The 26598-nt window shown below is 66.0% G+C and carries 33 protein-coding genes; 25 read left to right on the top strand and 8 right to left on the bottom strand.

Features of this window, described 5'->3' with window-relative positions; genetic code table 11:
• Window positions 1-225: 225 nt before the first annotated feature.
• A complete protein-coding gene (locus DMB38_RS20430; protein WP_125936401.1) occupies window positions 226-570 on the bottom strand; it encodes a hypothetical protein in 345 nt (114 codons plus the stop codon).
• Window positions 571-657: 87 nt separating this feature from the next.
• Between DMB38_RS20430 and DMB38_RS20425 the strand changes: the two genes are divergently transcribed.
• Window positions 658-1068 (top strand): hypothetical protein, encoded by a 411-nt coding sequence (locus DMB38_RS20425; protein ID WP_125936400.1) that lies wholly within the window; start codon window positions 658-660, stop codon window positions 1066-1068.
• A 510-nt stretch (window positions 1069-1578) separates the two neighbouring features.
• Here the strand turns inward: DMB38_RS20425 and DMB38_RS20420 are convergent.
• The gene (locus tag DMB38_RS20420) at window positions 1579-2352 is read right to left on the bottom strand and encodes a hypothetical protein (protein WP_240662388.1); all 774 of its coding nucleotides are present in this window, start codon (window positions 2350-2352) and stop codon (window positions 1579-1581) included.
• Window positions 2353-2740: 388 nt separating this feature from the next.
• On the opposite strand from DMB38_RS20420, the gene DMB38_RS20415 reads away from it, so the two are divergent.
• The 8 genes from DMB38_RS20415 (at window position 2741) to DMB38_RS36200 (ending at window position 7229) form a co-directional block, all read left to right on the top strand.
• The gene (locus DMB38_RS20415; protein WP_125939156.1) at window positions 2741-3151 is read left to right on the top strand and encodes an anti-sigma factor antagonist; all 411 of its coding nucleotides are present in this window, start codon (window positions 2741-2743) and stop codon (window positions 3149-3151) included.
• 371 nt (window positions 3152-3522) lie between these two features.
• Window positions 3523-3978 carry a hypothetical protein gene (locus DMB38_RS20410; protein ID WP_125936399.1) on the top strand — a complete coding sequence of 152 codons (456 nt, stop codon included), beginning with the start codon at window positions 3523-3525 and terminating at the stop codon, window positions 3976-3978.
• Window positions 3965-4273 carry a hypothetical protein gene (locus tag DMB38_RS20405; RefSeq protein ID WP_125936398.1) on the top strand — a complete coding sequence of 103 codons (309 nt, stop codon included), beginning with the start codon at window positions 3965-3967 and terminating at the stop codon, window positions 4271-4273. The genes DMB38_RS20410 and DMB38_RS20405 overlap by 14 nt, the downstream gene beginning before the upstream one ends.
• Before the next feature lie 12 nt (window positions 4274-4285).
• Window positions 4286-4621: a hypothetical protein gene (locus DMB38_RS20400; protein ID WP_125936397.1), complete on the top strand. Its 336-nt coding sequence runs from the start codon at window positions 4286-4288 to the stop codon at window positions 4619-4621.
• 446 nt (window positions 4622-5067) lie between these two features.
• Window positions 5068-5559 carry a hypothetical protein gene (locus DMB38_RS20395; protein ID WP_125936396.1) on the top strand — a complete coding sequence of 164 codons (492 nt, stop codon included), beginning with the start codon at window positions 5068-5070 and terminating at the stop codon, window positions 5557-5559.
• Window positions 5560-5756: 197 nt separating this feature from the next.
• Entirely contained in the window at window positions 5757-6155 is a 399-nt protein-coding gene (locus DMB38_RS20390) for a hypothetical protein (RefSeq protein ID WP_125936395.1), read from the top strand.
• A 135-nt stretch (window positions 6156-6290) separates the two neighbouring features.
• Window positions 6291-6617 (top strand): hypothetical protein, encoded by a 327-nt coding sequence (locus tag DMB38_RS20385; protein ID WP_125936394.1) that lies wholly within the window; start codon window positions 6291-6293, stop codon window positions 6615-6617.
• 450 nt (window positions 6618-7067) lie between these two features.
• Window positions 7068-7229, top strand: a complete 162-nt coding sequence (locus tag DMB38_RS36200; protein WP_164716055.1) for a hypothetical protein — start codon at window positions 7068-7070, stop codon at window positions 7227-7229.
• Between the two features lie 52 nt (window positions 7230-7281).
• Here the strand turns inward: DMB38_RS36200 and DMB38_RS20380 are convergent, their stop codons facing one another.
• Together DMB38_RS20380 and DMB38_RS20375 are read right to left on the bottom strand one after the other, a co-directional pair.
• A complete protein-coding gene (locus DMB38_RS20380; protein ID WP_125936393.1) occupies window positions 7282-7527 on the bottom strand; it encodes a DUF397 domain-containing protein in 246 nt (81 codons plus the stop codon).
• The gene (locus DMB38_RS20375; protein WP_125936392.1) at window positions 7520-8404 is read right to left on the bottom strand and encodes a helix-turn-helix transcriptional regulator; all 885 of its coding nucleotides are present in this window, start codon (window positions 8402-8404) and stop codon (window positions 7520-7522) included. Before DMB38_RS20375 ends, DMB38_RS20380 begins: the two co-directional genes overlap by 8 nt.
• A gap of 205 nt (window positions 8405-8609) precedes the next feature.
• Between DMB38_RS20375 and DMB38_RS20370 the strand changes: the two genes are divergently transcribed.
• From DMB38_RS20370 to fxlM, 6 genes are all read left to right on the top strand, one after another.
• Complete coding sequence (locus tag DMB38_RS20370; protein WP_125936391.1) at window positions 8610-9014, top strand: ATP-binding protein; 405 nt, start codon at window positions 8610-8612, stop codon at window positions 9012-9014.
• Entirely contained in the window at window positions 9011-9433 is a 423-nt protein-coding gene (locus DMB38_RS20365; RefSeq protein ID WP_125936390.1) for a hypothetical protein, read from the top strand. Before DMB38_RS20370 ends, DMB38_RS20365 begins: the two co-directional genes overlap by 4 nt.
• 726 nt (window positions 9434-10159) lie before the next feature.
• Window positions 10160-10321, top strand: a complete 162-nt coding sequence (locus DMB38_RS37505) for an FxLD family lanthipeptide (protein WP_276314962.1) — start codon at window positions 10160-10162, stop codon at window positions 10319-10321.
• Between the two features lie 139 nt (window positions 10322-10460).
• A complete protein-coding gene (locus tag DMB38_RS20355) occupies window positions 10461-13400 on the top strand; it encodes a lantibiotic dehydratase (RefSeq protein WP_164716053.1) in 2940 nt (979 codons plus the stop codon).
• A complete protein-coding gene (locus DMB38_RS20350) occupies window positions 13393-14544 on the top strand; it encodes a lanthionine synthetase C family protein (protein WP_125936388.1) in 1152 nt (383 codons plus the stop codon). The genes DMB38_RS20355 and DMB38_RS20350 overlap by 8 nt, the downstream gene beginning before the upstream one ends.
• 11 nt (window positions 14545-14555) lie before the next feature.
• A complete protein-coding gene (fxlM, locus tag DMB38_RS20345; protein ID WP_164716051.1) occupies window positions 14556-15749 on the top strand; it encodes a methyltransferase, FxLD system in 1194 nt (397 codons plus the stop codon).
• Here the strand turns inward: fxlM and DMB38_RS20340 are convergent.
• From DMB38_RS20340 to DMB38_RS20325, 4 genes are all read right to left on the bottom strand, one after another.
• On the bottom strand, window positions 15746-15964 hold the full coding sequence (locus DMB38_RS20340) for a hypothetical protein (protein ID WP_125936386.1): 219 nt from the start codon (window positions 15962-15964) through the stop codon (window positions 15746-15748). The genes fxlM and DMB38_RS20340 overlap by 4 nt on opposite strands.
• Window positions 15965-15966: 2 nt before the next feature.
• Window positions 15967-16233: a hypothetical protein gene (locus DMB38_RS20335; protein WP_125936385.1), complete on the bottom strand. Its 267-nt coding sequence runs from the start codon at window positions 16231-16233 to the stop codon at window positions 15967-15969.
• 5 nt (window positions 16234-16238) lie between these two features.
• Entirely contained in the window at window positions 16239-16622 is a 384-nt protein-coding gene (locus DMB38_RS20330; protein WP_125936384.1) for a KTSC domain-containing protein, read from the bottom strand.
• 69 nt (window positions 16623-16691) lie between these two features.
• Window positions 16692-17717: a tyrosine-type recombinase/integrase gene (locus DMB38_RS20325; protein WP_125936383.1), complete on the bottom strand. Its 1026-nt coding sequence runs from the start codon at window positions 17715-17717 to the stop codon at window positions 16692-16694.
• Between the two features lie 105 nt (window positions 17718-17822).
• On the opposite strand from DMB38_RS20325, the gene DMB38_RS20320 reads away from it, so the two are divergent.
• The 10 genes from DMB38_RS20320 to DMB38_RS20270 all read left to right on the top strand — a co-directional run bounded on the left by DMB38_RS20320 (window position 17823) and on the right by DMB38_RS20270 (window position 26598).
• The gene (locus DMB38_RS20320; RefSeq protein WP_125936382.1) at window positions 17823-19382 is read left to right on the top strand and encodes a terminase family protein; all 1560 of its coding nucleotides are present in this window, start codon (window positions 17823-17825) and stop codon (window positions 19380-19382) included.
• A gap of 68 nt (window positions 19383-19450) precedes the next feature.
• Window positions 19451-19846, top strand: coding sequence for a hypothetical protein (locus DMB38_RS20315; protein WP_206337718.1), 396 nt, complete (start codon window positions 19451-19453; stop codon window positions 19844-19846).
• 133 nt (window positions 19847-19979) lie between these two features.
• Window positions 19980-20570 carry a hypothetical protein gene (locus DMB38_RS20310; protein WP_125936381.1) on the top strand — a complete coding sequence of 197 codons (591 nt, stop codon included), beginning with the start codon at window positions 19980-19982 and terminating at the stop codon, window positions 20568-20570.
• Window positions 20571-21099: 529 nt separating this feature from the next.
• Complete coding sequence (locus DMB38_RS20305; protein ID WP_206337717.1) at window positions 21100-22302, top strand: phage portal protein; 1203 nt, start codon at window positions 21100-21102, stop codon at window positions 22300-22302.
• A gap of 157 nt (window positions 22303-22459) precedes the next feature.
• Window positions 22460-23197: a hypothetical protein gene (locus tag DMB38_RS20300; RefSeq protein ID WP_125936380.1), complete on the top strand. Its 738-nt coding sequence runs from the start codon at window positions 22460-22462 to the stop codon at window positions 23195-23197.
• Between the two features lie 70 nt (window positions 23198-23267).
• The gene (locus DMB38_RS36460) at window positions 23268-24410 is read left to right on the top strand and encodes a N4-gp56 family major capsid protein (protein WP_206337716.1); all 1143 of its coding nucleotides are present in this window, start codon (window positions 23268-23270) and stop codon (window positions 24408-24410) included.
• A gap of 90 nt (window positions 24411-24500) precedes the next feature.
• A complete protein-coding gene (locus tag DMB38_RS20285) occupies window positions 24501-24887 on the top strand; it encodes a hypothetical protein (RefSeq protein WP_125936379.1) in 387 nt (128 codons plus the stop codon).
• A gap of 15 nt (window positions 24888-24902) precedes the next feature.
• Window positions 24903-25274: a hypothetical protein gene (locus DMB38_RS20280; protein ID WP_125936378.1), complete on the top strand. Its 372-nt coding sequence runs from the start codon at window positions 24903-24905 to the stop codon at window positions 25272-25274.
• The gene (locus tag DMB38_RS20275; RefSeq protein ID WP_125936377.1) at window positions 25274-25765 is read left to right on the top strand and encodes a hypothetical protein; all 492 of its coding nucleotides are present in this window, start codon (window positions 25274-25276) and stop codon (window positions 25763-25765) included. The genes DMB38_RS20280 and DMB38_RS20275 overlap by 1 nt, the downstream gene beginning before the upstream one ends.
• 2 nt (window positions 25766-25767) lie before the next feature.
• Window positions 25768-26598 (top strand): hypothetical protein, encoded by an 831-nt coding sequence (locus DMB38_RS20270; protein WP_125936376.1) that lies wholly within the window; start codon window positions 25768-25770, stop codon window positions 26596-26598.

Here is a 26598-nt window from a genome sequence, read left to right as displayed (position 1 = left end):
GGAGCCGCCGTCGGCCGCCCGCCCAAGACGGCCTACTTGGCGTGTACCCGGCACCTACACCCGCATTCAGGGGGTGGGGGTGAAAATCGGGGGTGTAAGGAGCGCGGTTCGTCGGCGTGAGCCGGGGGCGTACGCGGGCTCGTAGAGGGGGTGCCTGCACCACACGTGGAGGCGACGGCCTCGGGCCGACCGCAGCAAAATGCGCGGGCGAAAAATGGCGGGGTGCTATTTCTCGGGGTCGCTGGCCCGCGGCTTATGCTCCCGTACCTTGGCGACGACTAGCTCGTGTGCGGCCTCGGCCTCGATGAGCGTGCAGGGGTGGTGGCCGGCCCAGGCGTCGCGCCAGTTGCCGGTCTCGTTGCTCTGGTAGCCGGTGTGGAACAGGTCGCCGGCACCGACCACTCCGGCGTCGATGCCTTCCCACATCGTGCGCACCAGCTGGTCGCCCACCCTGGTTTCGGCGACGAGGCGGTAGTCGAAGTCCTCGTACAGCTGGGCCCACTCCAGCAGCTCTAGGGGCCGGCCTTCCTTGTCCCGGTGGCTGATGCGGCCCGCGGGCGGCTCGGTCATGGCTCCTCCTGGCCGTGATTTTTGCGTCGCGTCGCCTGCCGGGTGCAGGCTCCGCCGGCCGTCCATATTGCTCGATGTTCTCGCGCGGTGTCAGCCGGCCTTGCGAGGGGGGAGCCTGGGCTTGTCGTCGGTGTCCGGTGCGAGTTCCGGGAGCAGCTCGACGAGCGCGGCCTTCACGTCGTCGTCGGTGAGGGGCTGGGTGCGGGGCTCGGCCTTGGCGATGCGCGCCCAGATGGTTCGGGTGCTGAGCGCGTAGGCGGTCAGGCAGGGGGCCGGCTGTTGGCAGGTCGTGCAATTGCCGTCGTCGTCGGCCTGGTGGTGTTGGAGGGCCTCTTCGATGCGGAGGCGTTTGTCGAGGGCTTCTGCGCGCCAGGCGCCCCGGTCGGCGAGGACTTCGACGTGGCGGGTCGCGGTGACGGTATGGGGCCAGCATTCGGCCCAGCGGTCTGCGAAGCGGATTTTGGCCTCCTGGGTGTGCTGGCGGGGGCCGGGACGTAGCCTATCCCGACCCCCTGGGAGGGTTCTCGATTAAGAGTCGAGTCCTGTGAAGGAATCCACCCATCAGCGGACGCCGGCACTTTTAAGGCTCCGAGTCGTATTGAGGTCTCCGTGTCCTGCCGTTGGACCACCGCGCATCGAGCTGCGCGGGCCGGATTTGAACCGGCATTTCGGGGATGTGGCTCGGGCCGGTAGATCCGGCGCTTGGTGGCGTGCCTGAGCTTAGGAGCGAGAGCTTCAGTTTGTCGGCGGGTCGCTATGCCTCTACCGGTTGGGCTACCCCGGCTTGTGGTGCCGGGAGAAGGATTCGAACCTCCACTGTGATGCCCGCCTCGTGCTGAATTTCAGTCCTGAGCTTCAGATTGCGCTCCTTGAGCACCCGCCGCACGCCGGCGGCGGGGGTCTGTGGGTTGGTGCGGGGTACCCCTCCCGCTCCCGGGCGTTGTCTCGCAATGCTGACTGTTACCCATGTGCCTGACTGGCATACAGATGCCCGGCCCTCGTTGCGCGTTACGCCGCGGCGGCCTGTTCGCCTGCTGGCGGGGCGAAGTTGGTGAAGAGGTAGTCGAGGAGGGGCCCGGCCACGCGCACCTGGGGGATTTCGGTGGCGTTGGCCTCTTCACGTGCGTACTTGACCGCGTCGCGGAGGGCCTGGACGCGTCCCAGGATGGCCTTGACGTGGCTGGCCGGCAGGGCGCCGGAGTACTTGACGGTGGTCCAGGTTCCTACGGGGATGTCCTCGTAGATAATTTCGACCTGGGCCTTGTGCTGTGGGGTAGCTTCGGCCAGGACGTGGTTTCGGGGGACCTTTTTGGAGCGGTGAGTGTCATAGGCGGGGGTCTTGTAGACGCCCTTGTCCTGGTCCCACACCCATTCTTCTGAGGGGTCGAGCACGGGGAGCTTCTCGACGAAGGTGTGCAGGTTCTGGAGCTGCTTTTCGAGGAACAGCAGGAAGGGCACCGGGACCTGGGAGATGAGCACCTGGCCGGCGATCTTGATGTCCGCCCTGGCCGTGGTGTTGGCCCAGTCGCGGGTGGCGGTGACGTCGTAGAAGCGGGTCAGGGCCTGCATGACCTCGCTGACGGCGTCGATCGCGCGGAGTTGCACGCGGGTGGATTCGGGCGGGAGTTGCTCGCCTTCGTCGTCGCGGGGTCGGTAGGTACGGAGAATGCCGGTGAGCAGCGGGGGCTTCTGGACCTCGTGGTGTCGGGCACTGAGGGTGCCGTATGCCTCGGTCTTGATGGGCTTTTCCACTGCGACGACCTGGCTGAGTCGCGTCGTCATGGGTCGAGAACTTAGGGAGCGGCTTTCTTTATTGCAAGGCGGTATTAACCCGTTTGGGTGGCGCCTTTTGAAATTGGGGGTTGTGGCGCAGGTCGGCTACGGGTGTGGCATATGCCAAGTGGGCGGTGTGCGTACGCAGTTGCGTACGCAGGTCGTACTCTTCCGCACAGACAGTGGTCGCGGCGTAACGGAGTGGATCAATGTTCGACTTGCGAGAGAAGGTCGCCGAGGCTGAGCAGCTGGCTGTGCCGTTCATGGCCAAGCCGATCGACATGGTTCGGTGCCCCACATGCCGCCTCCCGTACGCGAAGGACTGGACGGGCCTGCTCAGGTGCCCGGGGCGGGCGCACTGGGCAGACCGTGGCGAAGAGGAGTGACTGCGGTGCCGATGTTCGAGCTGGGCTTGTCCCATGAGGAGCTGCCGGGCGGAGTGGTGCTGGTCAAGGTGGTGGGCGAGCTGGACGTCTACACCTTCCCCAAGTTCCGGGAGTACCTGCGGGAGTTCCTTGAGCGGGAGGTGCTGCCGCGGTATGTGGGCCTGGAGCTGTCCGAGATCGATTTCTGGGACTCGACCGCGCTGGGCGTGGCCGTGGGCTTTCTGAAGCAGTGCCGGCAGGCGACACCGCCCATTGGGGTCGTCATCGTCGCGCCATCCGAGCGGGTCGGGAAGATCTTCCGGATCACGGGCCTGACCAAGGTCTTCCCGATCTTCGAGTCCACGGAGGCCCTACTGGAGCGCGTCAGGGGCGAGGACAAGCCGGCCAGCGAGGGTGATGCGGGGGAGGAACTGTGTGCGTGAGGTAAGGACCCTGCGGGGTTATTACCGTGCGTCATCAAGGGTCTGAAAAGCCTCGGTCAGCGGGCCCGCATTCCGCCACATCTTGGACATCGCCATCGGCCAGAGCATGCGCGGAGAGTTATTGCTTCACCCATTAGAGTGACTCGGGGGGAAATTCGGCGAGAACCGCGTGACTCACCCCCGCGCCTGTGCGTTGATGAATATGCGTGCACACAGGGCGGGGCTCCTGTCGAACCCCCCCTCGTCGGAGCCCCTGCCTGCACGTTCGGAATGGTCCGGCGCAACCAGATGCACGACGCTCATCCCCCCCAAGCGTCGTCTCTTCTCCTGGTTGCGCCGGGCCTTCGGTTTTCGTAGGAAAGGAAAGCGGCGTGGCAAGCCAAGCTGTCCTCGACACAGTGACCGACCAGAACGCAATCCCTCGCGGCCCCGACGGCACCCCACTCGCCTTCGACCTCGACGGCCAGGCCATCACCGCGAGAGCGGCCGTCGAACTCTCCGAAGATCTGGACCGCTGCACCATGTACTGGACGCCCACCACGCTGGCCGACGGCCGGCAGGTTGAGGTGCGCACCGTGTTCACGGTCTTCGACGAGGAGGCGCAGAAGGGACCCGTGCCGGAAGGCCACGTCCCCCACCTCTACGCCTCCAGCGTGTACCCCCCGAATCCGGACCCGAAGTGCCGGCCTCTTCCGCTCGACATCCCCGGCACTGGAGAACCCCCCGTCTACCGGCTATGGGTCTACGGGTCGCTGGACGAGGCGAAGGCCGGCCACCCCGAGGCCGTCGAGGAAGTCATCTCGGGGCGGGCCCGTGTCGTGGACTGAGTCGGCGTGGAAGCAGTCCGGCCCCGGCTGCCTCGTCGTACCGAACGTCGAGAACGGCGACCTGGGCCTGGTGCTCACCGTGTGCGCGGTGGAGTGGGACGGCGGCTACCGGCAGTGGTCCGTGACTGCGGCCAACGGCAACCGGTACATCCTGCCGGCCGACCTTCACGAGTGGGCTCGCCGACTGGACTCCGACGCGCGTCGGCAGCTCGTGAACTGGCCTACCGTCTACGCCTTTTCGCGCCAGGGCGGCGGGGTGGCCACGCGGATACTGTCAGCCTCACAGAGAGTGTGACGGGGAGAGGTTGTGGCACGACTGGACCTGGCCGGGACGGTGAGGAGCACGTACCTCCAGCAGGTGCGGGGCTTGCACATGTTCCAGGTCGAGCGGCCCGTGACGCTGTTGCTGGAGCGGATCTACGTCGAGCCGATTGAGCGGCTGGTGTGGATGGAGTGCCATCAAGGCTCGTGGCGGCTGCCGGCGAAGACCATGCCGTGGGCGGAGGCCATCGAGAGCCGCGCCCGGGAAATCGTCGGGTACGACGAAGTACTTCCGTGCCCCATCGTCTTCGCCCCGAAAGCCAACGGCGAGTTCGAGATGGAGCTGAGGCCGCGAGGCTACCGCCCATTCCTTGACACATAGACCGAGGCCGCACCCCCCTGCGTGGGAAAGGGTGCGGCCTCGACCATTGTGGGGTGTCCAAGCCCCGTCCTGTCGGGATTAACTCTGGCACGTCCCCCAGTTTCGATCAGCCCGCCAATCGGGGGAACTCGCCGATATCGTCTGCTTGGTTAGACCACTTCCAGGTCAGACCGTCCCACACCACCACCTGGTCGTGCCGAGTGCAGCGGAAGTGCCGGCCGGGCCTGGTAGCCGGGTCCGGCGCCATCTCGGCGAGCGCGGCCACCACGCACTTACACACACCCACCTGCTGTTTCTCAGGCATGGGGGAAGCCCAGGTACGGCAGAGCGCGCAGTACCCGTAGTCGTTGCGGGACAGCTCCATCGGATGGCCGCACTGGGGGCACAAAGCCCGTGAATCGGGAGCACACTTCATGACCGGAAGGCTAGGCAAAACCATGCAACAAATGACGGAACCGGGAGTCGTCGAGGACCCGCGTCTCTGGGCTATGGCGTACATCCGGTTCTTCGTGAAGGACGCCGACGAGAAGAGCCGGAAAAGCAGAATGCTCCTGGAAAGCGACGCGCGGTACATGGCCAGGGCCGTCGGGAACTTCGCGCTGTTCCTCATGGACTCGGTGTGGCTGCCGGTTCAGTTCGGTGTGGAGTGGACTGACTCATGGGTGGAAATCGACTCACTCAAACGCACCAACCCAGCTTTCAAAATGGCCCTGTTGGAGCGCGAGCGGTACCGGCGGATGGGGCTGGGCTACTCCCTGCTGCCCAGGCAGCGACTGCGGAGGACGGCCCGCCAGGTCGTCGGCATGCTGTGGCTCGCGTACCAGGCCGAGGCCGGCTCCGACGGCCCCCTCCTCTACGGGTCGGAGCCCATCGTGGAAATGCTCCAGCGCTATCAGAATCGGTTCGGCCATTCGGGTGGGACGGCGGAAAGTGCGTAACCAGATGTCCGACTCGCCCGTTTTACAGCGCGACGGACGACGGAGAGTCCCCCGTGACGTGGTCGCTTCTTACGGTGAGGTGATTGGGGGATGAACCGGAGGCCGGAGCGACAAGGCCCCCCGCTGCTGTTCCCAGTGGGGGGCCTTGCTCATGCTCTGCGCGCCCCACCTTCAACGAAGTGGAAGACTCAGACGCCATGGATGAACCCACCAGTGTCCGGGACCTGGTCGAGCTGCTGCGCTCCCTCATGCAAGGGCTCTACCTGTCCACCGCGTGCGCGGCCGGCGACCACGCGAAGTGCCGGCAGGTCGACAAGTACCGCGGGCTGCCGTGCTGCTGCCTCGAATGCGGCCACGCCGACCTTGACGGCAGTCCTCCGCCGGTCTGCCTGCCGCTGCTGCACATGGCCGAGGAAGGCCGCCAGGAGGACGGTTACACCTACCTCGACGGCCAGGTTCTGGGCGTGCGTACCGACTTGTACAAGGCCATCTCCGGCGCCCTGGAGCTGCACGTCCACGAGCTGCGCCGGGACCGGATCGCTTACGACGCCGCGGTGAAGGCCGCCCTCGTCTTCGCGCCCCGGATCGGCGCATGACGGCCGTGCGAGTGAGCTGACCGGAAAGTCCCCCCGGATAACGCACGCGTCACCCGAAAGCCGGTCCGTGTCGCGCCGAGACATTTTCTCTGCCGTTCCAATATGGCGTCAGCTTCGTTCCGGAAGGACGCCCACATGGCTGACGGCTGCCAGAACAAGGAAATGGACATCTACACGGAGCGCGCCCACCTCCTGGCCGTGCTGGTCGCGCTCTTCGGTGGGGCACTGTCCCACACCGACCCACTCACCCCAGGCTGGCCAGTGCTGTACATCGAGAGTCCAACAGGCCAGCTCTCCTGGCACATCCACCCCGATGACGTCTGGCTGTTCCCCAACGTGCCGGTCGTCGACAACTACCCCTGGGACCGGCACACCACCAGGGCCAAGTACAAGCGGATCAGGTCGCTCACCGCGAAGCTGCCTAAGCTCACCTACGCGAAACCCGAGTACGGCAACCCCTGAAATTACCGCCTCGTTTTTCCGGCCGGGCACTTTTAAGAGGTCCCTGCCTGATCCGAGGTGAGCGCAGTGCCCCTTGTACGACGCCCCAACCCGAGCTGGGAGATATTACCCGGCACCCCCACCGGAGGCCCCAGGAGCAGCCTCGCGGCCAGCTGGCCGGCGGAACTGCCTGACCCCCGTGGGACGCCGGCACTCTCCGCGGCCTCCCTGCCGCGGCTGAGCACTCAGCCGGGCACCACCCCCGTCCGAGGACGCCCCACGCGCGCCCAGCTCGGCCTCGGCGCCCCCGGCACCGCACCCACCGGAGCACCGTCGATGGGCCACGGCCGCTCCTCGATCTTCATGGCCCCCACCTACTGACTCGGAGTCTCTCATGCTGTCCACGATCATCAATGACGTCGTCACCCTCGTCACCAATCTCCTCAACTGCGTCACCAGCGCGCTCTGACGATGCCGTTCCAGTCGCGGGCCCAGGAGAAGATGGCCTTCGCGAGGGGCATGAGCTGGGCGAAGGAATGGGCCGACAAGACGGACCACTCCAAGCTCCCCGAGCGCAAGGGCAAGGGGAAGAAGAAGGCCGCGAGGAAGGCGAAGCCCCGGAAGCGGTCATGACGAAGGCCCGCCCCCTGACCTGAACAGGGAGCGGGCCTCGTCTTGTGGAGTGTCAGACGCCCGGAACGAGACCGGGCTGGTTCGCCTGCACGCCCTTCACGTACGCCTCGTACTCAGAGTCGGTCAGGGGGATCACATGGCTGGTGAGGATGGAGTGTCGCAGCACCCACCCGAGCCCTTCGACCCGAGTTGCTTCGAGGCAGTCCTGAGCAGTGTTTCCCGAGGCCGCTGACTTGGTCCACTCAGCGTTCGTGAGGTCGGCCGCCAGCAGGGCCTTCAGGGTCTCTTCCTTAGTCACGCGACAGCTCTTTCTTGAGTGCTCGGATTATTTCCAACGAGTCCGCCGGAGGAAGCGCCAGGTCTCTGGCTGAGTCCAGGAGGGACCGGATGCCCCGGATCTCCCTCGCTCGCTTCTCGAAGGACATACCTGTCACGCCGTCGAACGCGGCGATCGGATCTTCACTCGTCCCGCTGAACTCGAACAAGTGAAAGAAATAGGAGAGGGTGGAAGACGCATGGAAGGGGATGACGCGAACAGTGACGTTCCGCTGCGTCATATCCTCGATCAGTTGGCCGAGTTGCTCGGCCATAACGTCCGTGCCGCCCACTCTTTGATGTAGAGCGGCTTCGCCGATGATGGCCTCGACTGCCGGCGGGTTGGGCTTCTCGAAAACGCCCCGCCGTTTCATGCGCAGCTCGACCGACCGCTCCACGAGGTGCTCGGTCGTCGTCGTCTTGGAGAGCTGGCTGATGACGGCACGCCCGTAGTCGGCGGTCTGGAGGAGACCTGGTACGAGATTGGCAGCGCACGTGGTGACGCTCCTTGCCAAGTCCTCGTAGGAGATGAACTCGATCAGACTGGCGGGGAATTCGTCCTGGAACTCCGTCCACCAGGCGCTGCCGATTGCCATGCCCTCTTCACGCTTGGTGGACAGCCGTACGCGGGTCACCTCGTCCATTCCGAGAAGGTTGCAGATGATCTCCCATTCATGGTCGTTGGGCCACGTCTCGCCACGCTCGATACGGGAGTAACGGTGGTACTGCTTGTAGCCCAGAGCCTGGGCCACCTGCTTCTGCCCGACGGGTTTGCCGTCGAGGCGGGCCGCGAGTCGGACACGCTTCAACTCCTGGCCAAACCGCTCTCGCGCGGCCATGTTTGCGAGGTTCACTGCCATGATCACCCCTCCCTTCCTCGGCCTACCGTCCTGCGCAGGGTAGCGCGAAGGCACTCAATCGTGGCACGTCCGGGGGCAAATCAGGCTTCGGGGTTGCGTACGCACCTGCGTACGCACCACACTCTCAACTACACGCCGGACGGGGCTCGTTGCGGTGTGTGATCGTCTTGCGCGGCTGGCCGATAGCCGCGTGCTGGAGGCTGCCATGCGCACAAAACAGCACTGTAAGCAAGGCGCGCTCGTGGCGAGTACAGCTTTTCCGCGCACGCGGCGGGCCGTAGGGCCTGCTCGCGACTGGGTCCGAGTGTGGTGCCTGGAAGTCGGCGTCACCGAGGACCGAGCCGAGACCAGCGCGTTACTGCTCAGCGAACTCGCCACGAACGCGGTCGAATACGCCGAGGGTGACAGATTCGAGGTCACCCTATGGTCCGCGCCACTCAGCGTGGAGGTGAGAGACGGTTCGCCGAAGAAACCGGAGAGACGCGAACCGAGCGATGACGAAGATGAGCACGGTCGAGGGCTAGTTCTGGTTTATGCCCTTTCCTCACATTTTGAGGTAAACGAGACCGATGATGGGAAAAGCTGTAGGTTCTGGCTCGGTGAGGCATGACCGGCATGCGGTTAGCAGAACAGGACTTCGACCTGTCACTCCTGCCCGAGGCGGACCTAGTCGAGGACCCGCGCCCCGAACAGTCGCTTCAGCTTGATGTGACGTGCTGGGACGAGACCACGGAGGGCGGTCGACTCGAACGCCTTTCCATCCGCACCACGCCGCGGCAGTTCGATGCCTTGATCGAGCAGTACCGGGCGCTTCGGTACTCCCTCATTCAGCGGGGCCAGGCCCAGGCAGAGCGGGAGTCGCCGGCCGACGCGGCCAGGCGCGAGGCCCTCGCGAAGGAGCGGGTCGGACGTCCTGATCTGGAGGACCCAGTGGTGCTCATGGATGTCCTGGAGCAGGTGCGTCGGGGCCTGGAGCGCAAGCTGGGTCCCACCCCGAGAGACTCCCCGCTGGGCGAGATCGAGCCCTAGTCCGGCGGGACCTGTCGCAGCCCGTAATGCGGCAGGGGGAGCGCACGGCCCGGTTCCGGCTGAGGGACCTAGGGGGGCCGGGCCGTGCAGCTCAAATCGGCTCGAAAGCAGCCCAGTTCAGGGCTCTCAGGCGGTGGCGGGAGGTGTCAGGAAGGCCCTCCCGTCACCTGACGCAGGGCTCGGCCGGCTTCTCAACTCCTTGTGCCGGCCGAGCCCACCCCCCATAGGAGAGCAGCAGTGAGCGACAGGGCGACCGGCGCGACAGTGTGCGGCCTCATCGGGGCCACCGGAGTGTTCCTCTGGGCCGGCCTGGTCGCCGCCATACTCTCCGCGGCCGGGCGCCGGCGGTGCTGTCCCCCGTGGTGCCCCTGCCGGGCCGAGCCTGACTATTTGGACTCCGCCGAAGACGACCTTTCCGCATCTCCCACGGCGTCTTCCCGGCGGTTCACGATGCCGATTCAGAGAGGGGATGGTTCAGGGAACGAAAGTTAGCGTTTTCGCACTGCGATTGTCTGGGCTGACCTCATCCGCGTGACTCCCCAAGTCGCTGGTTGGCCCAGACATTCCGCCTGCCCGAATTGCTTCAACTCTTTTCACATATGCCAATGCTGGTGGAGGCTCAATTGCCTCTTCCGATGGCCTAGTTGAAGCAGTAGCTTTCCCGAGAGCGAGCAGGAATTCCCGTCCTCTCGCACAACGACCATTGGCTACATCGGAGGTACTGCCTTGTCCACTGCGATCGCGGAGAACGCGTCGATCACCACGGCCACGTCCCCGGACGAATGGGAACTCGAAATCGTCATCACGGACTCCCCCACTCCCGTGCCCGCCGACTGCGGCAGCGGCGACGGGTGTGGTAGCACGTGTGCCTCGGCGTGCGCGAGCTGACACCTGAACTGAAGTCTGTGCGGGGCGGGGAACCGCCCCGCACGGGCTTGATAGAGGGGACTTAATGATGCCGAGGGCCAGACTCCTGCGAAGCGGTGACGTGCTTCTCGTACGGGCCGCCGTCCTTCCGCTGCACTCCTTGAGCGTCGGCTGGCCGGTGGACAACGACCTGTCAGATTGTCGACGCTGGCTGGAGGAGGTGTGGGCCATCTCCGCCTTCTCGGACGCGACTCGGGCCGCTACTCCCCGTCTTGCCCAAGCTGCCGACCGCGTCCTGCAAGGCGAGGACGTCTCGCCCAAGCAGCTGCGCAAGACGGTGGACGCCACCGCCCGGTACTTCCTGCGTGCCGCGGGCCGGCCGACACCCTTCGGGCTGTTCGCCGGTGTGGCCACGGCGGAATGCGGTCCGTGTGCGGGCCGGGTCGGCTCAGCCCACACGCCTCTGGCCCGGCCGGACACGTTGTGGCTGGACCACGTACGCCGCGGTCTCGCGGCTCGACCGGACGTCGTGCCCCACCTGTCCTTTCGCGTTGACGACCTGGCGGTGCAGCACGGCGACATCCTGGACCGGCCGCTGTCAGGCGGTCGGGTTGCCAGCCTGCGCGTTCACCGGCCACTGGGCGCCCTGTTGAAGCTCGCTGCCGTCCCGGTCACCGGAAGTGAAATCCTGGACCAGCTCTCGGCGTTGGGGGGCACACCCGACAAGATTGTTCAGCTCCTCGTCGGTGCGCTGGAAGCCGGCGTGCTGACGAGCAGCCTGTTTGCGCCGATGACCGACTCCGATCCTCTCGGGCACATGCTTCGCGTGCTGACACCCGTGTCGTCGCACCTGAATCCGGACACGCTAGCCCTGCTCGATGAACTGGCCGTCGTCCACCGCCTGTTCTCCGTACACAACGCCGCCAAGTCCCCCGAAGCGGCCCGGAAGTTGCGGCAGACGGCCACAGCCAGGATGACCGGTGTCTGCGACCAGGGCCGCACACGGCTCAGCGTTGATCTACGGCTGGACGCCACGGTGCGCGTTCCCCCGCTCGTCCTGGAGGAAGCCGAACGCGCCGGGGAGGCCCTGCTTCGCCTCACCAGGAATCTGCGGGAACAGCCGGTGTGGTCGGCGTACCACGAGGTCTTCTGGGAGCGATATGGCGCCGGCAGTCTCGTGCCGGTCCGTGAGGCCGCCGATCTGGCTGCTGGAGCAGGACTGCCGGCGGACTTCCCCATGTCCCTGCTCACGGAACCCACCGTCAGGGTGCTTCCGCGCGATGAACTGCTGATGCGCAAGGCGTGGCAGGCGGCTATGCACGGGGCCCAGGAAATCCGGCTCACGGACTCCGACATCGACGAGCTGTGCACCGCTGATCTCGACAAAGTGCCGATCGTGCCGCACATGGAGATGGCCGTGCGCCTCCACGCTGCGACGGCCGCGGCGGTCGACGAAGGTGACTTCACACTGTCCGTGCGTCCCGCATGGAGCACCGGCACCTTTTCCGGCCGTTTCGCTGTCGCGCTCGACGACAGCGGCATGGGCGCGGCCTACAGGAAGCTGCCGACTCTGGTCGACGGTGCGCTCTCGGCTCAGCTCTCCTTCACCCCGCCCCACCCGCACGCCGAGAACATCGGGCGCATTCCCCCGTTCCTGCCGTACGTCATTCCTGTCGGCGAGCACAGGGAGCCGGCCGACAACGTGATCCCGCTCGATGACCTCGCCGTGGTGTCCACCAGCAAGCGGATGCATCTGGTGAGTATTTCCCGGCGCCGCGTAGTCGAGCCGGTCGTCCTCCACCCCCTCGCGCTGGAGAAGCAGGCACCTCCCATCGCCCGGTTCATCGCTCTCCTCGCCCGCGGATTTGCTGGCGCCTGGACTCGCTTCGACTGGGGGCCACTGGCAGCCGGAATGCCGTACCTGCCGAGGGTCCGCCACGGGAGGGCCATTCTCTCCCCAGCCCGCTGGCGACTGACCACCGAAGATCTGCCCACCGGCGGCTTCGGGCCCGCCTGGCACAAGGCACTGTCCGAATGGGCCGTGGAGTGGACATGCCCACGCCGTCTGGAACTGTTCTCCGACGACCGGTATCTGCGCCTTGATCTGAACGAACCGGTGCACGCGCGGCTGCTGCACGCCCACCTCCGGCGCCACGGGAACGCCGAGCTGGTGGAGACCCCCGACGACCGAGAGCTAGGTTGGATCGGGCATGCTCACGAAATCACTCTCCCCATGTCGTCGGCACGTTCACCGCTGCCGCACCCCGATGTCGCGACCGCCCCGGTCGTGCTCAATAAGATGCTGCCGCCGCCGGGGGCTGCCTGGCAGCGGTGGGCGCAGGCCAAGGTGTTCACGCATCCCACAGTGATGGACCAGATCGTCACGCGTCGGCTGCCCGAGCTGCTCACTACTCTCGGCGAGCCCGACTGCTGGTTCGTCCGTTACCGCACTTCGCAGGAGGATGACCATCTCAGGCTGCGGATCGCCGTGCCTGACGCTGGCGCCTACGCCGCGGTGACCCAGTCCCTGGCCGACTGGACCGAGCAACTCCAAGCCCACGCGCTGGCCTCGCGGCTCATTGTCGACGGCTACCGGCCCGAATTCGGCCGCTACGGCACCGGGCCGACCCTCATCAGCGCAGAGACGGTGTTCGTCGCGGACAGCGACATGACCCGCCATCTGCTCGCTGATCTCCCCAAAGCAGACCGCCATGTTCTGTGCGCGCTCGGCATGATCGATATCGCGCGTGGCCTACTGGGAGACCAGGAAGGGGTGCGCTACCTGGCTGATGCCTCTGCCGATGCGGCAGGTCGGCAGGAGGTTACCCGGGCGGTCCTGGACGAGGTCCGTGCCGGCGCCCTGGGGCGCTGCACAGGATGGACGGACCGGATCGTCACCGCACGGGAGCAGCGTCACAAAGCGCTGGGCGCCTACCGCGAGCAGCTCGACGCGCGTCTGCTTAGTTCCGTGCTCGAATCGCTGCTGCACATGCATCACAACCGACTAATGGGGCCGGACAGGGAGACAGAGGCGGCATCCCGTCACGCGGCGCGGCAGGCATGCCGATCCCTTCTCGCTCGGGAGGCGGCCGATGACTGACGTCCTGCACGACTTAGGCCGTGGCCTGCCTGGGACCGTCACCTACAAAGGGGTGCTCGCCCAGGGCAGCGGACGGTGGGATGCAACGCACCAGGCAGCACGCGCGATGGCTGCCAAGCCGCCCCCCGCACATCACGACAGCGCCGGCCTGTTCTACGGGGCACCTGCGGTGGCCTTTGCCCTGCACACAGCCGGGCACCCTGCATACCGGACCGCGCTTGAAACTCTGGACGAGGCCCTGACCATTTTGGCGGCGCGGCGGCTGTCGGCGGCCGAGCAGCGCATGGACAGCGGCCGGCCTCCCCGTATGCGCGAGTACGACCTGATCAGCGGCCTGACCGGACTGGGTGCGTATTTCCTGTACCGAAAGTCGCGACCTGAGTCACTCCACGGCGTACTGCGCTACCTGGTACGGCTCCTCCAGCAGCCGGTCAAGGTCGGTGCCAACGAGATGCCCGGCTGGTGGACCTCGGACAGCCCAACCGGACACCCTGACGACACCTGGCCGGTCGGGCATGGGAACTTCGGGATGGCCCACGGCATCGCCGGCCCCGTTGCGCTTCTCGCGCGGGCTAGCCGAGCCGGGCACACCGTAGCCGGTCAGCTTGAGACGTTGGCGGCCTCGTGCCAGCTCCTGGAGCACTGGGCTCAGCCTGAGCCGGACGGGGGCGCGGCCTGGCCCGAAACAGTGTCTCTGGATACGTGGCTGGCAGGACCGTCGCCCCGCTTCCGCGCGGGCAGGCCCTCATGGTGCTACGGCACTCCGGGCATCGCCCGAGCACTCCAACTGGCCGCGACTGCCTGCGACCGGGGCGGAAGCCGCAGCCGGGCCGAAGCCCTCCTGGCAGCGTGCCTGAGTGATCCCGTCCAGCTTTCACGTCTAACAGACCCCACGGTCTGCCATGGCTGGGCGGGGCTCTGCCTCGCAGCGGACCGGGCTGCTGCCGATGCCGACGCTGACAGCCCACTGCACCGTACGCTGCCGAGCTTGCGAGCCCAGTTCACCGCTCACCTGGCACACAATCCGCTCCCCGAGAGCGCCGGGCTGCTTACGGGCGCCGACGGCGTACTCCTCACGATCCACACCCTCAGCCCCTCCCGCCCCGTTGCATCTGGGTGGGAGACCTGCCTCCTCCTCCACTAGAAAGGGACCCTGTGAACGACACGCCCACACTCGACGAGCAGCGCAACCAACTCGTAGACGAAATCGTGGCCGGCCGCCCCCTGCCGGTCGCCGTCGAGCAGGCCATGCGAACCGTCCCGCGGGACCAGTTCCTCCCGGGGCTCGACCCCTCGAAGGCGTACACCGACGAGGCCGTGAGCATCAAGGAGAACCCGGGCGGCCCACTGCCGCTCTCGCTCGCCTCTGTGCCGTCCATCGTCGCGATGATGCTGGCCCAGCTCGACGCGCAGCCCGGTGATCGCCTTCTGGAGATCGGCGCCGGCACCGGCTTCAACGCCGCACTCCTGGCCGAGATCGTCGGCGAGGACGGCCAGGTCACCACCATGGACATCGACTCGGACGTTGCCCTGCATGCCCGGACCATGCTGAACAAGACCGGATACGAGCACGTCACGGTCATCGAGCGGGACGGGCTGAAGGGCGTTGCCGAGAACGCCCCGTATGACCGGATGATCGCCACCGTCGGTCTCTGGGACATTCCCAGTGCCTGGTGGGAGCAGCTCGCCGACGGGGGGCAGCTCGTGCTGCCGTTCCGCTGGCGCGGTCAGACCCGCTCCGTTGCTCTCACCCGTCACGGCGAGACCTTCGTCTCCGACGGTATGGAGCTGTGCGGCTTCGTCCCCATCATCGGCCAGGACGGTGAACGCACCGCCGAACTCGCCGACGGCACGATCCGCGTCCACTACGACCAGGACCAGTCGGTCGACCGCGATCTCCTCACGGACGTGTTCTCCACATCGCTCGTCGAACTGTGGTCAGAGGCCCGCGTCGGCGGTCAGGAACCGTTCGACGGGATCTGGCTGCGCGCCACCGTGTCCGACAACACCGTGTGCCGGCTGGAGGTCACCAAGGAGGCCCTGGATGCGGGAGTACGGCGGCCGGCGATTCCCGTACGGAGCCCGGCCCTGGTGGTCGGCGGGTCTGTCGCCTACCTGATCCTTCAGCGGGAGGACGCTGATCCGGAGCGGCCGTGGCGTCTGGGCGCGGCGGGCTACGGGCCTGCCGGGTCCGACCTGGCACGCAAGCTGGTCGCGCACATCGACGCCTGGAGCGCCGACCGCGAAGCCGTGCCGACCATGACCATCTACACGGCCGGCGCCGCGCGTGACGGCCTGGTCGAGGGGCACGTCATCGCGAAGGACGAGACAGTGATTGTGCTGGGCTAGTCGCCGGCCAGTCGCTCGCGTACGGCCTGGAGGGTGGCCAGGGCCATGTCCATTTCACCGAGATCGTCTTCGAGGTGTTCGGACGGGTTCTCGGCCACCCTCATTCCGTAGGCCCAGACCGAGATGCTGTACTCGCGGGCCGAGTCGGTGGACATCTTGGCGATCCGCCGGCGGGCGTCGGCCAGGAGCCGGTCTTCGAGGCGTCGGCTGAGCATGGCTACGTCTCCGGGGAGTTGCGGCGGTAGTTGGGCAGGAGATGGCCTTCGGAGCTGAGGAGGGCCGCGGGGCGGGCGCCAAGGGCGTCGGTGAGGGCCTGGTGCTCGTCTTCGGCTTGGGAGGTCCAGCGGCCGAGGACGAGACCGCGGGTGCCGAGCCGGTAGACGGTGGCGGGCTCGGCCCGGCGGAAGGGCGGGGCCGTCTCTTGGTAGTAGGTGCGGTAACGCCGGGGCCAGTCGCGCTGGCAGCGAGTGGTGGTGACGAGCACGGGCATCACCAGGCGGCCGGGCTGTAGGGCTTGTTGTTGAAGTGGGTGTTGATCAGCCTGCCGGGCGAGGGGGCGTCGCGGAACCGGTTCCATTCGCGGCGGGTGACGTTGTAGTACTCGTATCCGACCCCGTCGCGGTAGAGGCCCTTGGCGATCTTCTCGCCGCGGAATCGCACGAACATCGTCTTGGACCGGTAGTCGTAGCCGGCCGCCATGGTCCGCGGCCGGGGCGGGTTGCTCGTATTGGTGGGCCGCTGGGTGAGCAGGCCCTGGTCGTCGCCGAGGTGGAAGGCCCGCACGAGGGCGGCGAACTTGCGGGGGCCGAGCTGCTCGCGCGAGCTGAGGATGTATTCGCGGATTTCGTCGTCGCTGAATCCGTGCAGCGCCATGGAAAAACCCTCCCGTGCGTGGCCGGTGGTTTCGACCGTAGGCAGGGAGGGTTTTTCGCGGATATTCGCTTAAGGGGCCTGGGTCCTCCAGTCGATGCCGTAGGGGTTGCGGTGGTGGCCGGCCGGGAGGCGGGAGGCGTGGCGGTAGATCATGGTGGTGCTGAAGTCCTTGTGCCCGTAGTAGTTCATGATCCGGTCGTGCTTGGGCTTGGCCGGGTCGACCAGGGCGAGGGTGATGGAGGTGGCGCGGCCGTCGTGTGGGCCGATCTTGAAGCCGCATTCGCGGCCGGCTTCCTGGACCATGCGGTAGATGCCGGAGGCGTCGAGGCGGGTGTGTTCGAGTCGGCCGGTCTCCTGGTTGCGGGTGCGCCGGCCGGTGGACATGATGAGCGGCCCTTCGGTGCGGCCGTCGAGGTGCTCGTCCAGGAGGGGTTCGAGCGGGCGCGGGATGTCGATGTCCGTCCAGTCGCCGCCCTTGCGTTGGAAGCGCAGCATTCGCCCCCGGGGGACCTGGTAGAACCGCTCGACGTCCACGTTTTCGATCTCGTCGCATCGCAGGCCGGGGCCGATGGCCATTCCGTTGGCGACCGCGGATCGGATGGATGTCTGGCGGGCGGCCCCCATGACGTCGCCGATTTCCCAGGGCAGCAGGATCAGGCGCTGCTTGCGCTGCCGCTTTTCGAGCTTGATGGCCTTGACAGGGTTGGTGCGGCGGAGCTGGAGGACGCCGGCGTAGTTGAAGGCCGAGCTGAGGGCGTCGTACTTCGCCTTCAGGCTCGGGGTTTCGTAGGGCAGGCTGACGCATTCGGTAACGCAGTCGCCGGGGTGGCCGTCCCAGTGGGGGGACTTGAGGTAGTCGAAGTAGTCCTCCAGCTCCTCGACGCCGGCGTCCTTCAGTACCTCGATGTCTGCGTGGTCGCTGTAGCGCTCCATCCACAGAAGGAAGAGGTCGAAGTAGGGCCGGTACTTCCGCCAGGTCTCCCGGCTGCTGATCTGCTTCTCCCAGCGCGACAGGAACGTGGGCAGGTCCATGTCGACGTTGCGGCTACGGCGGTTGCGGTCGGCCCAGGCGGGCGTGCTCGTGCTGGTTGGCATGGAGGCACCCTAGCCGCGTAACGCATAGGTAGTCAGGGACTTCCATGCATTGATGCCTCTACGGGGATTATCTGTCCATATTTGCGGCGATTTAGCTTCGCCGACATGGGGACCAGGACCACGCCGCTCGACGCCACCGAACACGAGCTGACCCTGGGCGTGCCCGAAGAGAGCGAGCCGGCCGCCAACAGCCTCGACGACCAGGCCCTCATCGAGGACATCATCAGCAAGATCATCCTGGTCATCGACGACCTGTCCGGCCACCCGCTGCGCCCCTACCAACTCCCCCTCGCCCGCCGGATTCTGGAGAGCCTCATCACCGAGGACTCCGCCAAGATCACCGCCCTGTGGTCCCGGCAGAGCGGCAAGTCCGAGACCGTCGCGGACACCGTGGTCGGCGCGGCGATCATGTTGCCTCGGCTGGCCAAGCTCTTCCCCAAGCTGCTGGGGAAATTCGCCGAGGGGCTGTGGGTCGGCGTCTTCGCCCCGACCGACGAAATGTCGGAGACGCTTTTCACCCGCATCACCGGCCGGCTCACCTCCGAGCGCGCCCAAGACGTGCTCGCTGACCCCGATATCGACGACAAGCTCATCACCCGCGGGAAGCTGCTGCGGCTCAAGCGCTGCGGCTCCCATATCCGGAAGCAGACCGCCCACCCGAAAGCACAGATCGAAGGGCAGACCTACCACCTGGTCATCATCGACGAGGCCCAGGCCGCCGACGACAAGGTCTTGAACAAGTCGATTGCCCCCATGCTGTCCAGCACCGCGGGCACCCTGTGCATGACGGGAACCCCGTCCTACACGAAGAACGGGTTCTACGAGCAAATCCAGAAGAACAAGCGCGAGGCCAACCGGAAAGGCAGGAAGACCGACCACTTCCAGGTCGACTGGAAAGAGGTCTCCAAACACGTCCCGCGTTACCGGAAGTTCGTCGAGTCCGAGAAGGAGCGCCTCGGCGAGGAGTCCGACGAATTCAAGCTGAGCTACCGCCTCATCTGGCTCCTCGACAAAGGCATGCTCGTCACGAGCGACCGGTTCGATGCCCTGGGCGATGTCTCCATGCGTGTGGTCCAGGAATGGCACCGCTCTCCCGTCGTTGTCGGCATCGATCCCGCAAGAAAAGCAGACTCCACGGTCGTCACCGTGTGCTGGGTCAACTGGGACTATCCCGATGAATACGGCTACTTCGAACATCGCGTACTCAACTGGCTAGACCTGACCGGCATGGACTGGGAAAGCCAGTACTACCGGATCGTTGATTTCCTGAACCACTACAACGTCTTCGCCATCGGCATCGACGCCGGCGGCCTGGGCGACGTCGTCGCCAGTCGGCTTCGTGTCCTCATGCCGTACGCGCAGATCGTCGACCTCAAGAGCGACCGCACCAACCAGACCAAGCGTTGGGCCCACACCATGGATCTCATGTCCAAGGGCCTCGTCATCTGGCCGGCCCACGCGAAGACCCGGCAGACGAAAAACTGGCGCCGGTTCCGGCAGCAGATGGAAGACGCGGAACTCACCTACCAGGGCCCCCACATCATCGTGGCCGCTCCCGAGGTAGACGCAGCCCACGATGACTACGTGGACAGCCTCGCGAACGCCCTCTACCTGACGGCGGATATCGCCATGCCGGAAGCCGAGATGCACAACTCCCCCTGGTAGCCATTATCGGCGCGAAAAATGGCGTGTTTAGCGTCCTTGGTGAGACGTCTCAAATTGGAGGCCCCACCATGGCGCAGAGTCCTCTCGCCCCGGACCCGAAGTTCCAGGAGTCCGCCGACCGCTTTTACGAGCGGAAGACGGCCAACAACCCGTCCCGCCGTGGCCCCCTGCGTTTCCAGGAGGGCGTGGCCTCCGATTCCGACATCCCGCGGGAATTCGGCGAAGGCGTGATGCAGGGCTACCGCACACCGCCGGGCCGAAGCAACCACAACGCCAACGTCTTCGAGAAGAGCCCCGAGGAGACGATGCGCGAGCGCGCTCATGTGGGCTCGGCCTCCTGGCCGGAGGCTCCGACTTTCATCTCCGCCATGGCGGAAGGCGCATCCGAGCAGGAGCTGAAGTACTCCAGCGTCGACCGCGGTGAAGGCCGGCACGAGCGCCGGAACTACGCCCGCGTCGACTGAGGGCTGACCTGTGACCAACCCCGGCCAGACCACGCCCTGGGCGCACTTGCCGATCCCGAGCGAAGGTGCGGTCCCCGACGTACCGGTGGACCTCGCCTCTCTCGCTGACCCCCTGGACACGTTGCTCAAAAACGTGATCGGGGGAGCAACTGCGCCCACGGGACCGCTGAGCCCCACTCTGGTCGACGCCTCCGCCTCCATCGGTTCGCTCAACACCACGCAGACGACGCAGCAGTCCCAGATCACCACCTTGCAGGGGCAGGTGGCCGGCCTCAGCGTCGCCCCGTGGGCCCTGGTCACCGACCGCACCACGTCGTTCACCATCAACGGCACCTCGTCGAACTACCTGGCCCACTCGCTGGTGGTCCCCTCCAGCACGGTCAAGACCCTGTTGATCTGCGGGGTCGCAGTGAACATGCGCTGGACGGACGGCACGACGTCCGCCGTCATGATGGGCGCTCTCCAGATCAAGCGCGACGGCGAGTCCGTCTACTCCGACCGTGCGCGTGCCCTTCAGACCGGCGTCTACCAGACGCTCTCGGCCTGGCACATCGAGACCCTGCCGGCCGGCATCGGCTGCCGCATCGGCCTCGGCCTGAGCGTCGTCGGCGCCGCCACCAGCAGCAAGACCGCGGAGCCGGCCTACATGTGGCCGCACATCTACGCGATCAAGCTCCCGTGGGGCAGCGGGCCCGACGTTCCTATCGTCGGCGCACCGACGTAGAGGGGGTGATGCCATGTCAATCGCCTTTGTTTCCCCCAGCATGCGGGCCAGCGCCTCGGACCTGACCGTTTCGGTCAGCCCCTTGGGCCTGGTCGAGCTGGCGGACGAGGAGTTTGAATTACCGAAGTCCACGGCCCTCGTCTGACGCGCTACTCCAATCACTGGGCCTGGTACCTCGGGTACCACTGGGCATATAAGCGCGAGGCCGGCGAGCCCAACGTCACCATCAACTACGTCGGCGCGCTCTCCCGCTACATCACGAATTTCACCTTCGGCAGGGGCGTCCACTTCCAGTCCGAGAAGCGGTACGAGCACATCGTTCCCGCCCTTCTCGACAGGGCCTGGAACGTCGACAACGACAAGAAGAGCTTGCTCTGGCAGATGGGCGAGAACGGCGGAGTCTCTGGGGACTCCTTCGTCAAAGTCGCCTACGAACCCACATGGATCGACCCGGCAGGAAATGAGCATCCCGGTCGCGTGAGGATTCTTCCGCTGAACGCTGCACAGTGTTTTCCGGAGTATCACCCGCATGACCGGGATCGATTACCGCTTGCTCCGGTTCAAGATCAAGTACAAGTTCTGGGGCACCTCGATGGAGGGGACCCGCGCCGTCTACACCTACACCGAGATCATCACGGACGAATTCATTGAGGAGTACGTCAACGACGAGCTGCTCGACGCCCGTGAAAACCCCCTCGGAACGATCCCGATCGTGCACATCCGGAACATCTCCATCTCCGGGTCGCCCTGGGGCCTGGCCGACATCGTGGACGTCATCCCGCTGAACCGCGAGTTCAACGAAAAGGCCACCGAGATCTCGGACATCGTGAATTACCACTCCGCTCCCGTCACGATCATCACCGGGGCGAAGGCAAGCAACCTGGAGCGCGGCGCCCGCAAGATCTGGGGCGGTCTGCCCAAGGATGCCAACGTTTTCAATTTGGAGAACGGCGTTGATTTGGCGGGCCCTTTGGCCTACCTGGACCTGATCAAGCGCTCCATGCACGAGCTGACGGGCGTCCCGGAATCAGCCCTGGGGCAGGCTCAGGCGATCTCGAATACGAGTGGAGTTGCCCTCTCCATTCAATTCTTCCCGTTGATGCAGCGGTACTCGCTCAAGCAGACCAACTACACCGAGGGCCTGCGCCGGATCAACGAACTCGTCCTGCGCACGCTCTTCCTGTACGAGCCCGAGACCCGCATCTACAACCCCGATACCCAGGGCATCCGTACTTCCGAGGAACAGCCTCTCGTCGTCGACCCCCGCGACCCCGATGTCTACGACACCACGTGCGACTGGCCGCCCCCGCTTCCGGTCGACGAATTGGTCATGCTCAACGAGGTCCAGGCGAAGCTCGCGCTCGGTCTGGAATCAAAGCGTGGAGCCCTGCGGGACCTGGGCGAGGTCTTCGTCGACGAGAAGATGGCGGAGATCTTCGACGAGCGTCTCACGGAGGCCAAGGAAGACGGAGCGCTGGAATATATCAAGGCTCAAATTGCCAGCGCTATCTTGCAGAAAACGGGATTGCCGCCTGAAGGCGTGGAAAGCCCGCCGCCTGCCCCCGCGAGTGGCACGAAGGACGCCACCAAGTCGGGAGCGACCGCCGCCGGCCCTCTGCCAGGTCTTCCCGGCACAGGCCGCGGTCAGGACATCGAATCGGTCCTCAGTGAACTCGTGACGCTCTCCAAGGGCACGAAAATCGCCCAGCGGAGAAATCCGGAAAACGACTGAACCGTCCGCCTCTCATTACTACTCGTTCCGGCGGCTACCCCGCACTGGAGTGTAGGAAATGCCCCCCGAGAACCCGACCCCGTCTCCGCCCAACCCGCCGAAGCCCACGCCCCCGGCTCATCCGGGCAGCGGTGCACAGGCGAACGCCGACGGGACAGTGACCGTCCGCACCGAGGCCAACCCGCCGGCACAGCAGCCGGCCCCGGGCCGCACCTTCACCGCCGCTGACATCGAGAAGGCGCGGTCGGAGGAGAAGGAGAAGCTCTACTCCCGCATGCAGAAGGGGGACGAGCGGCTCCAGGCGATGGAGGCCGAGCTGACGACCCTGCGCGAGGAGCGTGAGGCCCGCCAGCGTGAGGAGGCCGAGCGCCAGGCCGCGGAGGAACAGGCGGCCAAGGAGCGGGCCGAAGCGGAGATGTCCGCCAAGAAGCTGGTGGAGGAGCGTTCCACTGAGTGGGAGCGCAAGTTCCAGGAGCTTCAGGCGGAGCGCGAGCAGGAGCGTGCGGCCCTTGCCAAGGAAGCCGAGTACAACGCCTTGCGCGCGTACATTCAGGAACGAGTCAACGCGGAGCGGTCGAATATCGCTCCCGAACTGGTCGACCTGGTCACCGGTAACACCCGGGAAGAGGTCGACGCTTCGATCGAACTGCTCAGGGCCAAGACCGACGCCATTTTCCAGTCGGTCACCGCGGCCCAGCAGCAGGCACGTTCCCAGATGCGGGGCGTGAGCACGACCGGTTACACCGGCAACGGCCCCACCGATGGGGACGCTGGCGCCCGGCAGCTTTCGGTCGAGGACATCAAAAATATGCCGATGAGCGAGTTCGCGAAGTACCGCTCGCAGCTTCTCGGTGCGGCAGCAACAAACTCCAGCAATCGCGGGCTGTTCGACTGACCCGCTCCCTCGCTAGTCCGCCCTTCATTCCTACTCATTCCGGCGGCCGAACACGGAATGAGAGGCACCCGTGGCAAGCGGAATCACTGGGACTCCGGTCCTGTCGCCGACGCCCACCGCGTACCAGGCGGCGAACTCCACAATGCTCACTCCGGCGATCCAAACTATTTGGTCGAAGGAGGTGCTCTTTCAGGCGATGCCGGTGCTCCGCTTCGAACAATTTCTTGTGAAGAAGACGGAGCTTGGGACTGCCCCCGGCCTCACCGTGAATTTCATGCGGTATCGCTCGCTCGACGGGGCTCAGCAGCTCGTCGAGGGCGTGCGCATGGAAACTCACGCACTGTCTGCCGAGCAGATCACTATTACGGTCGCGGAGCACGGCTTCGCAATCGCTGTAACGGAACTCCTCCTGAATGCGAGTTTCGACGACGTCATGGCCTCCGGCGCGCGTCTGCTGGGGAGGAACATGGCTACCTACATCGATGCGCTCGCGAGGGACACCTTCATGGGCGCCCCGTCGGTGCTGTATGGGTATGACAAGCTGGCCTCCTGGTCGGCTGGCGCCACCCGCACTCCGATCTCGCCCTACGACCGCGGCATGTTTGCGGACAGCGAAGCAACGATGGCCACGAACGGCGGCTTCTACTTCACGTCTGCCCTGGTCAAGGACTGCGTGGAGACCCTCGCGACGAAGAACGTCCCCCGTCTGGGCGAGACGTACGTTGCATTCGTACATCCTCATCAGTCGCGCCGTCTCCGCGATGATCCGGAGTTCATCGAGGTGACAAAGTATGCGGCTCCCGGCAACTTCATGCTGGGAGAAATCGGACGTCTGAACGATGTCGTGTTCATCGAGACAACTCAGGTCTTCCAGGGCAACACGACTCCGCCGGCGACCCAGCAGCTCGGGACGAATATCCCGACGAATTCCGCGCAGACGTGGGGCGGTCAGCCCGCCCGCACCGCCTCCGGATCGACCCCCGCAATTCCGGCCGTCACGTCGACTCCGTCGAACCCGAACGCCCCCGCGAATCCCCTCTACCGTGCTTTGGTAATCGGGGACAATGCCGCGGGTCACGCCATCTCTCTGCCCGTCGAACTGCGCGATGGGGGCGTGCTCGACTTCGGCCGTGAACACGCTCTGGCCTGGTATTCGATCTTCGGGCTCGGACTCATCACGGATTACGCCGTGGTGCAGGCCGTGACGAACTGACCGGCCCCATTCTCCGGGGCGTCGGCGCCCCACTCGACCTGTCGCCGCCGGCGCCCCGGATTCCTCACCCGACTCATTAGGAGAACACTCGTGCCCGCGAATCCCCGAACCCGGCCGAATCCGAAGGATCACACCGGGAATAAGAAGCGCATCCTCGCCGAGCAGCACGCCGAGGAACTCGCCCAGCGCAAGGGCGAACTCGCCATGCAGCATGCCGAGGCAGCCGCCAACCTCGACCAGCCGATTTCCCTGGACGAGAAGGGCCGCACCCTCCAGGCAGTACCCGAGGAGGAAAAGACGGAAGGGCCCGTCGAACTACCTCCGGAGAAGGTGCGCATTCGCATCGCCTGCGACCTGGAGAAGGTGACGATCGGCCAGGGCACGGATTTCGATTTCAAAGAGGGCCAGGTCTACGAGCTGCCATTGCATGTGGCGCTGCATCTGGACCGGCTCGGCTACGTCTGGCAGTGGCTTTGAGAAAGGGGCGCCCTCGTGGCGGAAACGAAGAGCCTCGCGGCGCTTGAGGAGGCCCCGGCCAGGGGCAGTTGGTACCAGCTCCTCTCCGATTTCGGAGAGGGCGTCGGCATGCTCACCAAGACGCACCGCTACCGGCTGTCCGACAGCGACGACGTCCAGGAGAGCGACCGCATGCTCCTGGTCCTGGCCATCGTCGAGCCGGCCAGCTACGGCGTCGGCTACAGCCCGGAGTACACGGTCGTCGCGATGTGGCTGGAGCAGACCGCCCCCGGCCGGTTCTCCCAGCACCACATCTCCTTCCCCATGACCCAGTTCACCGAGATCGTCGGCCCCGGCGAGGAGCCGCCCGAATACGCGGACTGGCAAGCCCAGCAGGCAGGTGAGTAGTGGCTGCCAACGGGTTCATCGCGCTCCAGGGGGCCGTCTCCGCGCTCGACTACCTCAACGGCCGCACCACCGCGCTCCAGGCCGAGTGGGACGCCAAGACGGCCGGCGGTGACCCACAGCCGAAGACCACGTATCTGATGCTGCTCACCCAGGTCGTTACCGACGCCACTACGGACATGACGTCGCTGGTGGGCACCGAGGCCGCCGGCACCGGCTACGCCCGCCAGCCCGTGCCCTGGGGGGCCGCGTCGACCAGTACCCGGCAGAGCACGAACACCGACCTCATTCAGTTCGGGCCCTTCAGCGACCCGGCGGGCCTCGCGGCCCCGGTCACCGGTGCGGCCCTGGTGACCCGTATGACGTCGTCGGCCGGCCAGCCTTCGGGTATCTGCCTCATGGCCTGGAACCTCGACTCGGCCATCACCACGCAGCAGAACCAGGCCCTCCAGCTCGCCGCGGGTGCTTTGACGATGACGCTGGCGGTGTCGTAGTCATGGCGACGCTCGCGGGGATCATTCAGCGCGTCCGTTCGGAAGTTGGCGATCAGCCAGCTCCGTTCGTCGACACCTTCATCGGCGGCTCCGAGCTGTCCTCCTACGACCTGTCCGAGGTCAACGTCACCTCCGTGCAGGCGAAGGTCGTCACCACTGACCCCGCGGGCTCCGTCGACCTGGTCCAGGACACGGACTACGTCCTGAACCCGGCCGAGGGCTCGATTCTCCTGATCAACCCGGACTACAGCCCGCTCCAGCACGGCCAGACCCTCATCGTCCGCGGCACGAGCGAGGGCATGTTCTCGGACGCCGACCTCACGGTGTACGTGACCGACGCGATGAACCAGCACACCTACGGCCGCACTCTGCGGACGAGGTACCGCGACGGCAACGGCAACATCGCCTACGACCTGGAACCGGTCGACCTGGACAGCCTCCCGCCGGTCGAGGAGCCCCTGGTCGCCTACCTCGCAGTGATCAACGTCTTGTGGACCATGGCCACCGACGCCTCCAGCGATATCGACGTCAACACGGCCGAGGGCACCTTCGTCCCGCGCAGCCAGCGCTACCGGCAGCTCATGGAGCACCTGGCCGAGCTTCAGCAGCGGTACAACACGCTCGCGCAGCAGCTCAACGTCGGCCTTGCCCGCATCGAGATGTTCCAGCTCCGGCGGATCTCGCGGACCACCAACCGTCTGGTGCCCATTTTCCAGAGCCGGGAATACGACGACACCGCCCGGCCCAAACGGCTGCTGCCGCCGATCGACGGCGACGCGTACGACGACGAGTCCGGTATCCCCTCGCCCCTCTACCCGGGCACGTGGGGGTGA

The organism is Streptomyces sp. WAC 06738, from assembly GCF_003945505.1.
Lineage (GTDB): Bacteria > Actinomycetota > Actinomycetes > Streptomycetales > Streptomycetaceae > Streptomyces.
Note: the sequence above shows the minus strand (reverse complement) of the source record. Positions and strands in the feature narration are given on the sequence as shown.